The sequence below is a fragment of the Clostridiales bacterium genome (genome assembly GCA_015243575.1).
Lineage (GTDB): Bacteria > Bacillota > Clostridia > Peptostreptococcales > Anaerovoracaceae > Anoxybacterium > Anoxybacterium hadale.
The window spans coordinates 2963509-2977646 of sequence record CP042469.1 but is presented as its reverse complement, the minus strand read 5'-3'; the positions used below and the strand labels follow the sequence as shown (position 1 = coordinate 2977646).

At 41.5% G+C, this 14138-nt stretch carries 17 protein-coding genes and 1 tRNA gene; 10 read left to right on the top strand and 8 right to left on the bottom strand.

The window, feature by feature from the left end:
- Nucleotides 1-26 precede the first annotated feature (26 nt).
- Nucleotides 27-1274 (top strand): adenosylhomocysteinase, encoded by a 1248-nt coding sequence (locus tag FRZ06_13290; protein ID QOX65933.1) that lies wholly within the window; start codon nucleotides 27-29, stop codon nucleotides 1272-1274.
- Nucleotides 1275-1353: 79 nt separating this feature from the next.
- Nucleotides 1354-2541: a PLP-dependent aminotransferase family protein gene (locus FRZ06_13285; protein ID QOX64243.1), complete on the top strand. Its 1188-nt coding sequence runs from the start codon at nucleotides 1354-1356 to the stop codon at nucleotides 2539-2541.
- 351 nt (nucleotides 2542-2892) lie between these two features.
- Here the strand turns inward: FRZ06_13285 and FRZ06_13280 are convergent, their stop codons facing one another.
- The gene (locus tag FRZ06_13280) at nucleotides 2893-4545 is read right to left on the bottom strand and encodes a glutamate--tRNA ligase (protein QOX64242.1); all 1653 of its coding nucleotides are present in this window, start codon (nucleotides 4543-4545) and stop codon (nucleotides 2893-2895) included.
- A 235-nt stretch (nucleotides 4546-4780) separates the two neighbouring features.
- On the opposite strand from FRZ06_13280, the gene FRZ06_13275 reads away from it, so the two are divergent.
- Both FRZ06_13275 and FRZ06_13270 read left to right on the top strand, forming a co-directional pair.
- Complete coding sequence (locus FRZ06_13275; protein QOX64241.1) at nucleotides 4781-5356, top strand: hypothetical protein; 576 nt, start codon at nucleotides 4781-4783, stop codon at nucleotides 5354-5356.
- A 174-nt stretch (nucleotides 5357-5530) separates the two neighbouring features.
- Nucleotides 5531-5605, top strand: a tRNA-Glu gene (locus tag FRZ06_13270).
- Nucleotides 5606-5769: 164 nt separating this feature from the next.
- Here the strand turns inward: FRZ06_13270 and FRZ06_13265 are convergent.
- From FRZ06_13265 to FRZ06_13245, 5 genes are all read right to left on the bottom strand, one after another.
- A complete protein-coding gene (locus tag FRZ06_13265; GenBank protein ID QOX64240.1) occupies nucleotides 5770-6408 on the bottom strand; it encodes a tyrosine-type recombinase/integrase in 639 nt (212 codons plus the stop codon).
- A 345-nt stretch (nucleotides 6409-6753) separates the two neighbouring features.
- The gene (locus tag FRZ06_13260; protein QOX64239.1) at nucleotides 6754-7227 is read right to left on the bottom strand and encodes a hypothetical protein; all 474 of its coding nucleotides are present in this window, start codon (nucleotides 7225-7227) and stop codon (nucleotides 6754-6756) included.
- A gap of 106 nt (nucleotides 7228-7333) precedes the next feature.
- Nucleotides 7334-7561 carry a hypothetical protein gene (locus tag FRZ06_13255; GenBank protein QOX64238.1) on the bottom strand — a complete coding sequence of 76 codons (228 nt, stop codon included), beginning with the start codon at nucleotides 7559-7561 and terminating at the stop codon, nucleotides 7334-7336.
- A 46-nt stretch (nucleotides 7562-7607) separates the two neighbouring features.
- Nucleotides 7608-7787 (bottom strand): hypothetical protein, encoded by a 180-nt coding sequence (locus FRZ06_13250; protein QOX64237.1) that lies wholly within the window; start codon nucleotides 7785-7787, stop codon nucleotides 7608-7610.
- Between the two features lie 171 nt (nucleotides 7788-7958).
- Nucleotides 7959-8327, bottom strand: coding sequence for a hypothetical protein (locus FRZ06_13245; protein ID QOX64236.1), 369 nt, complete (start codon nucleotides 8325-8327; stop codon nucleotides 7959-7961).
- Nucleotides 8328-8460: 133 nt separating this feature from the next.
- Here FRZ06_13245 and FRZ06_13240 point away from each other — a divergent pair, with 133 nt between their 5' ends.
- From FRZ06_13240 to FRZ06_13220, 5 genes are all read left to right on the top strand, one after another.
- A complete protein-coding gene (locus FRZ06_13240) occupies nucleotides 8461-8682 on the top strand; it encodes a hypothetical protein (protein QOX64235.1) in 222 nt (73 codons plus the stop codon).
- Nucleotides 8683-8965: 283 nt separating this feature from the next.
- Nucleotides 8966-9199 carry a hypothetical protein gene (locus FRZ06_13235; protein QOX64234.1) on the top strand — a complete coding sequence of 78 codons (234 nt, stop codon included), beginning with the start codon at nucleotides 8966-8968 and terminating at the stop codon, nucleotides 9197-9199.
- A gap of 365 nt (nucleotides 9200-9564) precedes the next feature.
- Nucleotides 9565-9930, top strand: coding sequence for a hypothetical protein (locus FRZ06_13230; GenBank protein QOX64233.1), 366 nt, complete (start codon nucleotides 9565-9567; stop codon nucleotides 9928-9930).
- Between the two features lie 22 nt (nucleotides 9931-9952).
- Complete coding sequence (locus tag FRZ06_13225; GenBank protein ID QOX64232.1) at nucleotides 9953-10354, top strand: hypothetical protein; 402 nt, start codon at nucleotides 9953-9955, stop codon at nucleotides 10352-10354.
- Complete coding sequence (locus FRZ06_13220; protein ID QOX64231.1) at nucleotides 10342-10671, top strand: terminase small subunit; 330 nt, start codon at nucleotides 10342-10344, stop codon at nucleotides 10669-10671. The genes FRZ06_13225 and FRZ06_13220 overlap by 13 nt, the downstream gene beginning before the upstream one ends.
- 156 nt (nucleotides 10672-10827) lie before the next feature.
- Here the strand turns inward: FRZ06_13220 and FRZ06_13215 are convergent, their stop codons facing one another.
- Nucleotides 10828-11808 carry an S-layer homology domain-containing protein gene (locus FRZ06_13215; protein QOX64230.1) on the bottom strand — a complete coding sequence of 327 codons (981 nt, stop codon included), beginning with the start codon at nucleotides 11806-11808 and terminating at the stop codon, nucleotides 10828-10830.
- A gap of 63 nt (nucleotides 11809-11871) precedes the next feature.
- Entirely contained in the window at nucleotides 11872-13257 is a 1386-nt protein-coding gene (locus tag FRZ06_13210) for a hypothetical protein (protein QOX64229.1), read from the bottom strand.
- Nucleotides 13258-13526: 269 nt separating this feature from the next.
- Here FRZ06_13210 and FRZ06_13205 point away from each other — a divergent pair, with 269 nt between their 5' ends.
- Nucleotides 13527-14135, top strand: coding sequence for a hypothetical protein (locus tag FRZ06_13205; GenBank protein QOX64228.1), 609 nt, complete (start codon nucleotides 13527-13529; stop codon nucleotides 14133-14135).
- Nucleotides 14136-14138: the final 3 nt, after the last annotated feature.

Genomic DNA, 14138 nt, shown 5'->3' with positions numbered 1-14138 from the left:
GTAAAATAGGGGGATTTATAGAAATGATACAATCAGAAATCAGAGATATCGGCCTTGCACCATCAGGGCGACAGAAAATAGAGTGGGTAAAGAATAATATGCCGATTTTGAGCGGTCTGGAGAAGCAGTTTCTAAAAGAAAAACCGTTTCAGGGAGTGAGAGTCTCTCTCTCCGTTCATCTTGAAGCCAAAACCGCATACCTGTGTGAAGTGTTAGCAGCGGGAGGAGCCGATATGTCGGTTACCGGAAGCAATGTTCTGTCAACCCAGGATGATGTAGCAGCAGCACTTGCGGCCACTGGCATGAAGGTCTTTGCTTATCATGGCGCTACCGCCGAAGAATATGATAGGCACATCGAAATGGCTCTGTCCAATAAGCCCAATATTATTATTGATGATGGCGGGGACCTGGTAGGCCTGATTCACAGCAAACGCCCGGATCTTGGAGAAGATGTCTGGGGAGGATGCGAGGAGACTACCACCGGCGTTATTCGTCTGAAGGCCATGGAGCGTGAAGGAATTCTGAAATTCCCCATGGTAGCGGTCAACGATGCGCAGTGTAAGCATCTCTTTGATAATCGTTACGGCACAGGCCAGTCTGTCTGGGACAGCATCATGAGAAATACAAACCTCATCGTAGCAGGAAAGACGGTGGTGGTTGCAGGCTACGGCTGGTGCAGCAAGGGAATTGCCATGAGAGCGGCTGCGCTTGGAGCGAAGGTCATTGTAACGGAAATTGATCCGGTTAAAGCCATTGAAGCAAGAATGGACGGCTATGATGTGATGACTATGAAGGAAGCAGCTCCACACGGAGATCTCTTCGTTGCAGCTACAGGCTGCAGCCAGGTCATTACGGTAGAGCACATGCTGACAATGAAGGATCGCGCTATCCTGACAAATGCGGGTCATTTCAATGTCGAGGTTGATATGGAAGCGCTTGAAAAGGCAGCAGTAGAAAAGAAAGAAACCAGAAAGAACGTTATGGGTTACCGCCTTGAAAACGGAAAATGGGTCAACGTCATTGCGGAAGGCCGCCTCGTAAATATTGCCGCAGCTGATGGCCATCCAGCGGAAATCATGGATATGAGCTTTGCCGTGCAAGCCCTTTCCGCACTTTATATTCTGAACAACAAAGGAACGCTGGAAAACAAGGTTGTGGATGTTTCTGCTGAAATCGATGATGTGGTTGCAAGAAGAAAGCTTGAAGCCTGGGGCATTGAGATCGATCGGCTTTCCCCGGAGCAGGAGAAATATCTGAATAGCTGGAACGTATAAATGATGAAATAACTGGAATTTCAGAACGAACGCGATGGATTTTCTTAACATTGCATCGTTTTCAGAAAGGTAATAGAGTATGAGATTTGCTAGCAGAATGGAGTGCCTGCAGGATAAAGCACTGTTAAATGCAATGGAGCTGACGGAAACGGAGGATATGATCTCCTTTTCCGCCGGTTTTCCCTCTTCTGAAACCTACCCGGTTGCAGATATCAAGGAAGCCTTCGTCCAGGTGCTTGATCATGAAGGTGAGGAAGCGTTAAGTTACTGCTCCACCAGCGGCTTCGGCAAGCTGAGAGAGCTCATCGCAAAGAGAATGTATGATAAATTCGGCTTGGATTACAAGACCGGCGAAGTGGTAATCACCAGCGGCTCTCAGCAGGCACTGGATATGAGCAGTATGCTTTTTATCAACAAGGGAGATGTGGTGCTTTTTGAGACTCCTTCTTATTTGGGTGCAGTCAACGCTTTGAAAGCATACGAAGCGGAGCTGGTGGCTCTGCCTACGGATCGGGAAGGCTTGATTTTAGACTCACTGAAGCAGGCTTTGGATCAATATGGTGATCGGGTAAAGCTGATTTATGTCATTCCTGATTTTCAGAATCCCACGGGAAGAAGCTGGTCTGCTGAGCGAAGAAAGCAGTTTGTGGATTTTATCGCGGATTACGATATCCCGGTCATTGAGGATGCGGCCTATTCGGAACTGTCCTTTGAGGATAAGCTGGAAAAACCCCTCAGCTATTATGATAAAAAGGGACAGGTAGTCTATGTAGGGACTTTTTCGAAAACCTTCTGCCCGGGACTACGAGTTGCATGGCTGTGCGCCAAAGAGCAGCTGATGGAGAAGTTCCTGATCCTGAAAAATGCCGCGGATCTTTCGTCCTCAGCAATCGCCCAAAGGCAGATGGCTTACTACCTCAGCCATTACGATCTGGATGCCCACATCAAAAAAATAACCAGCCTCTATCTGGAACGCAGGAACCTGATGATGGAGGTTATCGACCGCGAATTTCCAAAAGAGGTCGGTTATGTGATCCCTAAAGGAGGATTGTTTATTTGGCTTGAGCTCCCGGAAGGAAAAGATTCCAGAGAGCTTCTAAAGAGGGCCTTGGCTGAAAAAGTAGCATTTATACCAGGCGGGTCCTTTTACCCCAGCGGCGTTAAAAACAACGAACTGAGGTTAAACTTCTCCAACATGAAAGGAGAAGAGATTATAAAAGGTATGACGATACTTGGCCACTTGACCAGGGAATATCTGGCCGAATAATGCGGCCGTCAAGGGGAAGCGTGCTTCCCCGTAAAACGGCAAAGATTATCGTCTGAAATGAAAGCTGCCCATTCTTTATAGAAAGGGCAGCTTCGTCTCCCCTAAGGGGGCGAGAGAAAAAGTTTGCCCGCAGGCAAACTCTTCTATCTTGTGTAACAGTTACAGAATATGATTACCAGCAGTAAGAAGAAAAACAGTAAGCTGGTATCAATTCCCTCTCCACCAAGGAGTCCACAACATCCGTCTGACATTTTTTTAATCACCTGCTTCTATAAAAATTATTGATTTGTAGTATAATTTATGAAGCTGCGGTGAAATGTGTTACAAAACTTTTGAACAAATAAATTAATGTTATTTCTTTCTGATTCTATCCTTTGTCTTCTCTTCTCCGAGGATCTGCTGGATCTCCCAGAGGTCTGGCGACATCGATCTGCCCATCAAAGCGATTCTGATGACAGTACTCACATCTCCTACATGCCCTTTATATTGATCAGGGTTCTTCTTATAGTCTTTTGGCTTGGCAGCATATCCGTTTGTAGCTGCAATCTCACGAATCTTATCGAACCACTGAGCCTGATCATCCTGATGATCGTAGCTTTCCAGATAGGACGACAGTATGACTGTTGCATCCTCGGCTGTGACATTATCAGGATATGCATCTTCCTGCTTAAAGTAGTCATCATAGAAATAACTGATGAAATCAAACATTTGACGCGCGTAGACAAAATCCTTCCTTGGTTTATCGCCGGATCTGCCCAGATCAAGAATCTTCACCAGATAATCCTGATTGCCCTCCAGCAGCGCAAGAATCTCGGGTTTGTAGGTTCTAGCCCATTCAATGAGGAAGCTTGCAAGCTCAGCTGCCGGAATTTTAACCAGCACGTCTTTGCTGATATCGTTCAGCTTATCCAAATCGAAAAGTGTGCCGGAGTTGCTCATCTTTTCAACGGTAAATGAAAATTCTTCCTGGGGTGCATCGGGATTTGCCATTCGCCATTCCTCATAATTGGAATTAAGAATGGTCAGGAGGTATTCCCGCACAGCTTTTGGATGATAGCCCTCGCTGCGGTAATAATCCAGAGACAGCTCGGGGTCCTTTCTCTTTGAAAGCTTTCTCTTATTGCCGTCTTCCATCTTCATAAGCTGCGCCGTATGACAGTAAACTGGAAGGGGCCATCCCATGGTCTGGAACAGTTCCACATGGATCGGCAGGGACGGAAGCCATTCTGCGCCTCTTACCACATGGGTGGTACGCATCAGATGGTCGTCAACTACGTGGGCAAAGTGGTAGGTTGGGATTCCAGTTGCCTTGAGCAGCACCACGTCCTGTTCGTTTTCCGGCATGGTCAGGGTGCCTCGAATACCGTCTTCTACCGAGATGGTTCTGACCTCTTGCCCGGAACCGGCGGGAATGCCCTTGGAACGAAGTCTCACAACAAATGCCTGTCCAGCTTCGATTCTGCTTTGGATTTCTTCAAAGGACAGATCTCTGTGCTTTGCCCATTTTCCGTAATATCCGGGGTTTTCCTTCAAACTTTCCTGCTCTTCACGGATAGCACTGAGCTCTTCCTCTGTGCAGAAGCAAGGATAGGCGTGACCGTTCTGTACCAACTGCTTGACATAGGTCTGGTAGATTTCTGCACGCTGACTCTGATAGTAGGGACCGTATTCACCCTTGTCCCCGTCCATGGCAGCGCCTTCGTCGAAGCTTACTCCGAAGAATTCCAGTGATGAAATGATGGCTTCCACAGCGCCGTCTACCTGACGCTTGTCGTCGGTATCCTCTATGCGCAGATAAAAGAGCCCACCGCTCTGATGGGCCAGACGTTCGTCTACAAATGCGCCATAGAGGTTGCCCAGATGAATAAACCCTGTCGGGCTTGGTCCCAGACGGGTTACCTTGGCTCCTTCGGGAAGCTCCCGCTGCGGATAGAGGGTTTCATACTCTGCCGGGTCTTTCGTAATATGCGGAAAAAGCAGTTCCGCAAGCTTGTTATAATCCATAATATCTTATCCTCCAAATTGGTTTTAAACTGTGATGATTGGCTCTCTCTCAACCTTTTGCAGTGCTGCGGCCGGAGAGGATACCGTTACTATTATATACTGTGCCCAAATTTGATTCAATTAAAAAAAGCCGGAATGGTGAAATCGGAGATTCTGGTGCTGTTTTCAGCATATGATAGTAAATGCCAATGGAGTATTTTTAGTCCGCGCAATTGGCAAAGAGGGAGTGACGATAATGGAGGTGTTTGAATTGGCAGAGCAGGAAGGAAGCGACCGGCTTACATATGGGCAGATGAATCTGATTAATACGCTGCGAAAGCTGTGGATGGAACTGGCAATGTGGAGAAGAGCGTTTTTGGTCAGCTATGCGGCAAACTTCGGGGATATTGAACTAGTGGCAGACCGATTATATCAGGCCCCGACCAACCTTGGCAATGTCCTTGAGGTGTTTTTTGGATTTCAGATCGCTAGAAAGGTGGAAAACCTCATTCGAGAACAGATTATAACGGGGATTCAAATCTTGACAGCAGAAGGCCAGGGAGACCGGGAAGCTGTGGATGCAGGAATCGTAAGGCTGTATCGTAATGGAGATCAGATAGCGGCATACCTTGCGGAGATCAACCCCTATTGGAGTGAAGAAGAATGGAAGAGACTTCTTTACGAGTATTATGAAACGACAATTCGGGAAATGGTTATGGTGCTAGCAGGCCGCTATGCAGACGACATTGCTTTGTATGAAAACCTGCAGGATCAGGCACTGAACATTGCCGACTACATGGCGAAGGGTATGATAGAATTTTTTAAGGGTTGAAATCAGTGACTACGGCTTTGACTCAGGATGAAATTTTATAGGCAAATGCACCTCTCCTTTCCATGGATTGCGCCGTGGAGAGAATCTTTTGCTGCCCAAACCTTGGCGTGATTCAAAAAAAGGTTGCTTTTTTCTGTTTGTTGCTTTATTATTATCTATTGTAAGAATAAACGAGACCCGTTGGTCAAGTGGTCAAGACGTCGCCCTCTCACGGCGGAATCAGGGGTTCGACTCCCCTACGGGTTACCAACTCAAGAACCGTTAGAAATAGCGGTTCTTGTTATTTTTTCAACGTCTCTGAACATTCGTGATGTAAAGATACATTACATAAAAATAAGAAAAATGCAACTCGTGTTGCATGATTTATCTATAAATGCAACACGAAATGCAACACGAAAAATGAGATTGAATGATCAGGATTCCTCTTCTGTAGGATTTATTATATTCTCAAAATAGGAATCAATTCTATCATCAATTACCTTTCGTTCATCGCTGAAGGTGTGCTGATAAACTTTTTTTAGAGTGTGCGACGTAATCCAGCCGCCTCGTTCCATGGCGTACTTATCCGGAATATTAAGCTTAAGCATCACAGAAGCATTCATGTGCCTCAAATCATGAAACCTTGTATGAGGCAATCCTGCGGCCTTCTGGATAGTCAGAAATCGATTGTAGATGCCCTTGCCGGTAAGCGTGATAAGATATTCGTCCGTTCCGGTTTCTTTCGCCCGTTTATAAGTCTCCTGATTCTTAATGAGGTTAAAAAGATATTCTGGTAGCTTTGATTTTCTAGTCCTGGCGAAAGCCTTTGTTTTTGATTTTGAGACCGGTTTACCATCAACATCGACAATCACATCCTTAATGGTGATATAGCCTTTCTCGTCGATCGCTGAGGCCTTTATCCCGCGAACCTCTGACATACTATAACTCATCCAGATAGCGAGAAGGCAGGGAAGTTCAATTTCAGATCCGATCACGGCATTTATGACATCCTCAACCAGCGGAAGCTCCACCATCTTCTTTTCTTTGGCCGGGAGCGCTGTCGATAGCCTCACTCACAGTCCCGCTTAGGACACGGGACGTTCTCTTTTTTCATGCGCAAATTGAGCTGCAAGGAACTCAACCTCTTTCTTATCGTCAGATGTAAAGGACTCATATCGTCTGATCAGATTTTCGTCAGCTACCTAGGTGTGGCTATAAACTAGAATGCGCCAGCTGCCGGATTTTAATTTTTTTGCTTTTGCCATTGTACCATTCCTTTCTGATTTTGGGCATAAAAATGCCCGAGACTTGATTTTCCCGGGCTGTAATAGTACAATTCAGTTACGAGTTGAGGTTGCACCTGCAGCCCGATTTATAACATTCGTTCCGGTTGCCGCCGGGGCGTTTGTTTTTAGTTTCTAATATTCAATTTTTTCTACAATAACGCAGGGCAAGTTATAAACTCCACCTATAGCTGTTTTGTATTCAACTATGCCTACTGAATAACCGTATATCGTAAAATAATCTTCATCTAAAACTCTGGAGTCGAGAATATCTGGAACATATGCGATCAAAATGCTTTGCTTATAATCATCATCTACATGAAAAACACACTGAACTTCGTCTTCCGTTTCATAACCAATAACGTCAACACGACCGCTCAAGGTGATTCTTTTTTCATTAAAATCATCAGGTGTTCTAGCCAAATTGTCAAAAGATACTGATTCATAATTATCAGGATCAAAAACGAATGATTCTTCTGCACCTGCCGGTGTATCGTTGGGGATACCGTCTGAGTGGTTGCTGTTACCGCAACCACCCAAGGTAATAACCATTATAAATGCAATAATACTTTGGGCAAGAAACCTTTTGGTAAAAAATTTTGCTAGCATGCTTTTGTTTCCTTTCTTGTAAAAACTTTAAAAGTAGATATTACCATATTTTATCATGATTACTCGTCAAAAACATGTCGATATATTTCGATGTATATCTTGGCAATCAAACAACCTCATATTCTGCCTGCTCTTCAAGAAAAGCAACATCTTCCCATCTAAAAAAATGTCCTTGTTTAATGTGCTCAATCTCATGACGAAAGGCTTCGGCCTGTGCATCGTATGAGAGTTTATCGTTCAAGTACACATTGTAATCTCCGTTTTGGTCCAGAACTGTGATCCCCAGAACTTCAACCGGGAAAAGATTTGTTTTTCTGACGATCATTGAATCCAATCTGATCAATCCCCTTTTATGTAATGTATGCTGCATCTATAACGGATTATATATCGTCACCACCAGTGGAGTCTCTTTTAAACATTTCTATGATTTTAACGGCCTTTTCAACGTCTTCCTTAGTGGCTTTCTTGGCCACCTTGAAAAGCATCTTCATTTCCGGTCGCTTGTGAAGCTCGTCCAGGTATTCAGTAAGCTCGTCGCGTTCGGTTTCATATTCGCCCAAATCTGCGAGGCTTATGTTAAGTGCAGCGCATATGGCTTTACGATATGTTATTCGCAAACGACACAACGGGAGACGAGCCAAAAGAGCCTAAGGCGGGATAAGGAGGGATGATGAAATAATTTAAAAAATGCCCCGGCGCTTCAACACTGGGGCAAATGGGATTGGAAGCCATTATTCTTGGGAGACCACTTCTTGAACCTTAGTCTTTGCCTTTTTCATTTTGGCAAAACCAACAAAGCTTAAGATTATTGATGGGATTTCAAAAACCACGTAAAGCAAGAACAGCAGTCCACTAACGCAATACAAAATGCCTCCGGTGAGTGCTGCCCACCTTACTCTTGCTGCCCAGCCAATCCAGTTGAACAAAACCGCAAGGGCTAAGAGAAACATGTGCGGTGCGACAAGAGCCGTAGCGATTCCTGCACCGATTTGATCACTTCCCGACGTTGATGCAACGCCATTAATAAAGTAGGAGATGACGTAGACCAGATAAAGTGTTCCTAAAATTGCTGAAATCAATAAACATTTACTTTTTTTCATAAGAATACCTCCTTCTTGCCTAAATATTACCATAAAAGACAAGAAGGGACAAGAAATTATTTTAAGGAGGAACCTGCCAAAACTTAAAGATTCACCGGAAGTCGCATAGTACAGGCTCTTCAAGGCCCTTGTTGTGAAAAACATGACACTCTGCGGATACAACCATAATAACGAGCTTGCTCCCAGAATGTACATGCATGAAAGAACCTTCAACCATAAGCTTGTAAACCCTGACAAATTTACCTGCAAGGAACTTCGCAGATTGTTTGCTCTACTGGGGAATGCAAAGGGCGTCAGACGGTTTCATGAACGGAATGTGTGTCAGGATTGTATTGCTGAGCTGCAGGAGAGGTGATGAGAATGACAGACAATCAAACAGTCCGGATCCACGGACACCTACATAAGATCACTCGGAAGCTCTTTGTGATCACAATGTTGCTGATAGGGCTGATCATACTTGTAAGCCTCTGCACGATCCTGATCCTTGGCAATCTGGCTGGCATCTCAGTGGCCTAGGAAGACACCCTGAACCAGATAATGGAGCTGAGGCAGGAGTAGGAGCTCGTCACCCGGGTAGCCATGGCCGAAGCCCGAGGAGACGGTTATGTCGGAATGCTGCCGGTAGCGCAGACACCATCATGGACCGGGCCACCTTATGGGATATGACCGTGACTGAGGTGCTAATCGCTCCAGGACAATATGCAGATCCATATCAGGGCGGAATCACCTTTGAAGCTCAGCTTGCAGTCCGTGATGTATTTGATCTTGGCATCAGAGCATTTGAAGAGCCTACCACGCATTTTGCGGAAGGTGAGCCATACTGGACGGCAGGTAAGGAAAGTCGGGGGAGCGTTGGGAAGCATGAGTTTTGATACTGAACTTCTATTAGCTGACGAAAGGAAAATTAAAATGGGTTCAATTTAATTCTGCAATTTCAGTTATACTATTGTTCATAAGAGTGCCTCCGTTATTTGTTTTTGTGGTTATTAACATCATAACATATGAGGTCACTCTTATTTTTTTATTTCCTTTATTTTTCCCGTCCTAATTTTACACTAAGTTTCACCCAATTCACCCAAATAGTGTGGGAAAATGATATTGGTGAAATATGTGTTCTAGGTTTTCCTTCGCAGAAACCTCCTTTAAGAAAACGCCCTTCGGTTGAACCAGGGCATTTTCTGTTGATCATTGTAATAGAATGGGATATTATGGATGAGAAACAGGAGGAGTGTTAGAAATGAATTATTGTGAAAAATACAAGAAAATACATGCTGAATATAAAGATGAACCAGACCTTTGCATAAATATTGAACGCGCGCGACTAAAAAAGGATTCTGCATCAATAAATAGCATCACTCTAATATTTGCGATGTTCGCCATTCTTGCATCTGTTTATTTTTTCATTGGCGAAATGTATCCTGAAAAAAAGATGTTCTTAGTTTTATTTCTGCTTGTTGGAGCAGCTATTGAAACCTTTGTGGGAATAAAATCGTCAAAGACTTTTGCAAATAATGAATTTAAATTAAGCGTCTTAGATGACATTCTTAAAGAAAGAACAGAATCAAAGGAATTTCGCAATAACCCTGGAAAGGAATGCGATTAATATAATAAACAAGATACATAACATGGATTGCCTTGAGGGGATGAAACTGATTCCTGACGGCAGCATCGACATGATCCTTTGTGACCTTCCGTACGGAACAACGAATTGTAAGTGGGACTCAATAATACCGTTCGGTCCATTATGGGAGCAATACGAGAGGATCATAAAACCAAGGGGTGCGATGGTGTTCACCGCTGCACAGCCCTTCACAACATCTTTGCTCAACAGCAATCGGCGCTATTTCAGGTACTGCTGGTACTGGATCAAGAACCAGGTAACTGGATTTCCATTCGCAAAGATACAACCACTCCGCTGCATTGAGGACGTGGTTATTTTTTATAAGCAGGCGCCAACCTGCAACGCCCAGGAGCTGATCAGGGTAGATAAGCGAACAGAAAAGGAGGTGGCACGATGGCCAGACTGACAGTAAAACAACAACGCTTCGTAGATGAATATCTGATTGACTCAAATGCTACCCAGGCCGCAATAAGAGCGGGGTATTCAACAAATACAGCAGAACAACTCGGATACCAGCAACTTCAGAATTCTTCAGTCCGTGCACGTGTAGACGAAGCCCTTGCGGTACGCTCGAAGCGCGAAATAAAATTTGCTGATAAATTGAAGGCGCTGGAGCTGCTGGGTAAGCACCTGGGGATGTTTATGGATAATGTCAAGCTGACCGGTGTATATGTCAATTTTAAGGCGGGTTCGACTCCACTACGGGTTACCAATACAAACTAAAAGACAACCTTTAAATCCAGAGGTTGTCTTTTTCGTTATATTGAGCATGAAATGCTTTGAAATCAGTCATATCATATAAATTATATAATTACTTTTTTATAATGCTATCATCTAATCAACAATTGACACTCAATCCTTAGATCGAATAGGTTAATATTATTTACTCTTGAATGGATTTGGAACAAGGATTAAATTGTAATCTTCTACATCAAGTAACCCAATATAATCAACTTTTGTTATATCTTGTGTGTAGAGATAGACGTTGGGAGTGCCTACTGGTACAATACCATTTGCTAGCGATTCTATTACTTTTCCGTCTTTGATAAGATACATCCACGCATAATATGTTTTTTCAAACTCTGCTGTTGATTTAATCCATTTAGTACCACGATTTTCATTAAGTGTAAAACCTGCGATCACTGAAACTGGAGCATATGATACAGATTTTGTTTTGGCTAATTTTAAATCAAATGACCCATTATTTGTATAGTGGGAATCAAAATTAGCAACAGCATCTCTTACAGGCGAGAGATCGCTTGGTTCCACTCGAACTTCTTTGTGAGTGAGTCGATAGATAGCCATAGCAGCTTCTGCTCGGGTAAGAGTTCCATCGGGCTTAAAGGTTCCGTCTGTATATCCTGTAAGTACACCCGTTGCATATGATTTTGTAATGTCATATTCATATGCTGTTTTAGAAGTAATATCTTTTAGCCACCCCTGAATCTCGTTGTAATTTTCTATTGTTACATCACCTAAGATCGAGCTGATAATGAGAGCCATATGCGCCCGGGGGATATCTTCACCTAAGACTGATTTACTGATATCATCCGTAGTAAAGTATCCTAGTTTAATTGCTTTGTTGTAATAGTTCTCAGCCCAGTGGCCAGACTCGGTGTTCCCCAAATCCTCTCCCGTTATAGAAATCACTGCCATTTTTATAAACTCTCCATATGCGACTTTATTGTTCGGTTTAAAGGTTTCGTCCGGATAACCGCTAATGATTCCCTTGTCTGACATTTCGCGTATCGCAAAAAAAGCCCAATTGGAAGACCAAACATCCGTGTAATCTGCTCCGTAAACATTTGTTGTTCCTAAAAATAATGCAATTGCCATTGCTGCTATAAAGACTTTCTTCATTACCCACTTCTCCTATTAAAAAATCAGTCATATCTAAAAATTAGAACTGTAATTAACCGTCACTTATCCATAAATCTGATTTAGATCTTTTTCAATATCTCTTATTGAACTAAATATAAACCTGTCAAATTCCTTCTCTAATAAATATAATGGTAGCGAGTGAACCCACTTATAATTTCTATGGCAGACTTTATGTAAAATATATCTTTTTTCAGTTGACGAGAAGTTATCAATTGTAGGAATATATTTAGTATTGTCTTGCTTTGTAGAGTATTCTATATATGTTTTAACAAAACTCTTTCCGATAAATTCACCGTCTTTATTAAGAAGTGCATCAACCCCAAACCGTTTGCATAGTTTTACAACCAACCAATCCAAGTGATGCATTATTATTTCCCTTTCATTTCTACTAAAGAAAATAACCCATCCGTATCGCTTTTTATCTTTAAAACAGCCAGTTATTCTAAAATTCAACTTCCATTCTAACAAATCATAGTTGCCTTTTATTCGCTTGTCATGAGATGACCGGAAATCACTAAATATTTTCTCAAGAGAGTTCTCTATTTTTTTAATATTTTTATCGGCTATTCCAATAACTCCATTTTCATCAAAGTTATACCCCAAAAAATTAAATTCTTTGATTTCTCCATACTCTTTTTTTGAATTAATACTGAGTTCAAATTCTTTGGATCCCAAAACGGATATAATCTTATTAAGCGTTTCTTCAATCTTCGAATATTTACAAAAAACCAGTATGTCGTCAACATACCTAAAATAGACAATTCCTTTAGATTTATAATATCTACTATCTAAAGGCTTTAAATATATATTGCCTAGTATATTTGAAATTGAAATACCTTGAGGAACTCCAAGGTTATTACTTTTTTCTCTTCCCTCTTTCTTGCTACCGTCTGCTATGGTTATATTCTTTATAAATAGACTAACTAGATTTACAACAAAGCTACTATTAATGGTTTGTTTAACGCGTTTAAGTAATGTGTCATGAACTATACAATCATAATAACCTTTAATATCCAGTTTTATATATCCATCATATTTTTTTGATTTTATTACTCCACCGATTTTACATACAATATCTGGAACGGTTTCTTCTTCGATTATTGGAGTATATTTGTCTTTAAGTATTTCTTTCAACACCTCCATTATAATTTTGTCTCTAATGGTTGGTATAGATAATCTTCTTGGACAAGATTCTGCATTTTTAACAATCAGAACTTCTCTATAAGGAGTTGGAAAATAAGTACCATTCAAGATTTTATTGCTCACCTCTTTTAAGGCTTGTCCTTTTAGTTTCTCGAAAGTGGCTCTATTAACCCTATCTATCCCCGTTGAAAGTTTGCCTATTTTAATTTTTTGATATGCCTTTATTAGCCCATCTTCATTAAAATATTTCTTATACATATTTACTCCTTTATGAATGAAGAGCATAGTGTCGTAGTAATAACTACTTTAGATATATATATTCTTTCGAATCTATTCTACAAAGTTATGTAGAAATAATAGATGATACACAAGTTCACTCTATTAGCCCTAGAATTATTTGCACATTAAGTATGCAAACTTGACATAGTCAAACTATACTCTTCATTCATCACACATATAATACCATAATTATCCAAAATTCAATATGCTATTTCCAAGAATTTCTTTATTTTTCTGTTATCTATGTTAATATAAAGATGGGGAGTGGTGATATTATGTTGAAAAAATGCGCACTGTGTGGTCAAGAAAAGAATATATCCGAATTTGGCAAAAACTCAAGAAATAAAGACGGATTACATTCATACTGTAAAGAGTGTAATAGTAAAAAAGCAAAAGAATATAACAAAACAGAAAAAGGCAAGGCAAATGTTATTAAGGCTTTGAAAAAACAACAATCACAAGGTTATTTTAGGTATGGAAAAGGGGCTATCCAGAATATATCAAAAAGTGCAAAAAACCGTGGAATTGAATTTACTCTGACAGAAGCAGAATTATCAGCTTGGTGGAAAAACAATACCGACGTTTGTTATTACTGCAATACTCCCATTGAAGAGTATAGAATAATTAGAGACTTTATTCTTAATTATGAGGGCAATGAGTGGGATGTATTACGGTTTAAAAGATTTTTTGAAAGAGATGTCCATGCTAAAATAAATGATATGACATTAGATCGAGTTGATAATAAAAAGGGGTACTCAATAGAAAACATAGTTAAATCATGCTGGATTTGTAATAGTTTAAAAAGTGATTTCTATACTGCGGATGAAATGAGATTGATTTCACCGTTAATCATTAAATCAATATCAGACAAAATGAAGGAGTGAATA

Excerpts from the sequence above, each read along its gene's own strand:
- FRZ06_13205 (QOX64228.1), top strand. The coding sequence starts at position 13,527 with ATGTTGAAAAAATGCGCACTGTGTGGTCAAGAAAAGAATATATCCGAA.
- FRZ06_13215 (QOX64230.1), bottom strand. The coding sequence starts at position 11,808 with ATGAAGAAAGTCTTTATAGCAGCAATGGCAATTGCATTATTTTTAGGA.
- FRZ06_13220 (QOX64231.1), top strand. The coding sequence starts at position 10,342 with ATGGCCAGACTGACAGTAAAACAACAACGCTTCGTAGATGAATATCTG.
- FRZ06_13275 (QOX64241.1), top strand. The coding sequence starts at position 4,781 with ATGGAGGTGTTTGAATTGGCAGAGCAGGAAGGAAGCGACCGGCTTACA.
- FRZ06_13225 (QOX64232.1), top strand. The coding sequence starts at position 9,953 with ATGGATTGCCTTGAGGGGATGAAACTGATTCCTGACGGCAGCATCGAC.
- FRZ06_13285 (QOX64243.1), top strand. The coding sequence starts at position 1,354 with ATGAGATTTGCTAGCAGAATGGAGTGCCTGCAGGATAAAGCACTGTTA.
- FRZ06_13245 (QOX64236.1), bottom strand. The coding sequence starts at position 8,327 with ATGAAAAAAAGTAAATGTTTATTGATTTCAGCAATTTTAGGAACACTT.
- FRZ06_13210 (QOX64229.1), bottom strand. The coding sequence starts at position 13,257 with ATGCTCTTCATTCATAAAGGAGTAAATATGTATAAGAAATATTTTAAT.
- FRZ06_13230 (QOX64233.1), top strand. The coding sequence starts at position 9,565 with ATGAATTATTGTGAAAAATACAAGAAAATACATGCTGAATATAAAGAT.
- FRZ06_13280 (QOX64242.1), bottom strand. The coding sequence starts at position 4,545 with ATGGATTATAACAAGCTTGCGGAACTGCTTTTTCCGCATATTACGAAA.
- FRZ06_13235 (QOX64234.1), top strand. The coding sequence starts at position 8,966 with ATGGACCGGGCCACCTTATGGGATATGACCGTGACTGAGGTGCTAATC.
- FRZ06_13260 (QOX64239.1), bottom strand. The coding sequence starts at position 7,227 with ATGCTAGCAAAATTTTTTACCAAAAGGTTTCTTGCCCAAAGTATTATT.